Genomic DNA, 336 nt, shown 5'->3' with positions numbered 1-336 from the left:
GGCGGGTATCGACCCCCGCCGCGCTCAGCGCCGCGCGCGCCTTGTCACCCAGCGGGCTGGCAGGCAGGCGGGTCAGCAGCGCAGCATGATGGCCCAGCGCGGCAAGGCCGGCGGCGACATTGGCCTCTGCCCCGCCCACCACCAGGTCCAGGCTTTCGGCCTGCGTCATCAGGCGGTGACCCGGCGTTGCCAGGCGCAGCAAGACCTCGCCAAAGCAGACGATATGGCCAGAACGTCCGGTCACCGCGCCAGCCACCCGCCATCAACAGCCAGCACGTGGCCCGTGACATAGTTGGATGCAGGCGAAGCCAAGAACACTGCCGCCCCGGCGATATC

General features: G+C 69.9%; 2 protein-coding genes. Both read right to left on the bottom strand.

Annotated elements, in window-relative coordinates; translation table 11 throughout:
- On the bottom strand, window positions 1-244 hold a 244-nt coding region (locus tag H926_RS29335), incomplete at its 3' end, for a PfkB family carbohydrate kinase (protein WP_237741121.1).
- A partial coding sequence (locus H926_RS35055) for an SDR family oxidoreductase (RefSeq protein WP_237741122.1) occupies window positions 241-336 on the bottom strand: 96 nt, incomplete at its 5' end. The genes H926_RS29335 and H926_RS35055, both read right to left, overlap by 4 nt.

It is taken from the genome of Novosphingobium sp. B-7 (assembly GCF_000410615.1).
Lineage (GTDB): Bacteria > Pseudomonadota > Alphaproteobacteria > Sphingomonadales > Sphingomonadaceae > Novosphingobium > Novosphingobium capsulatum.
The sequence above is the reverse complement of the archived record's forward strand: the minus strand, read 5'-3'. Positions and strand labels throughout refer to the sequence as shown.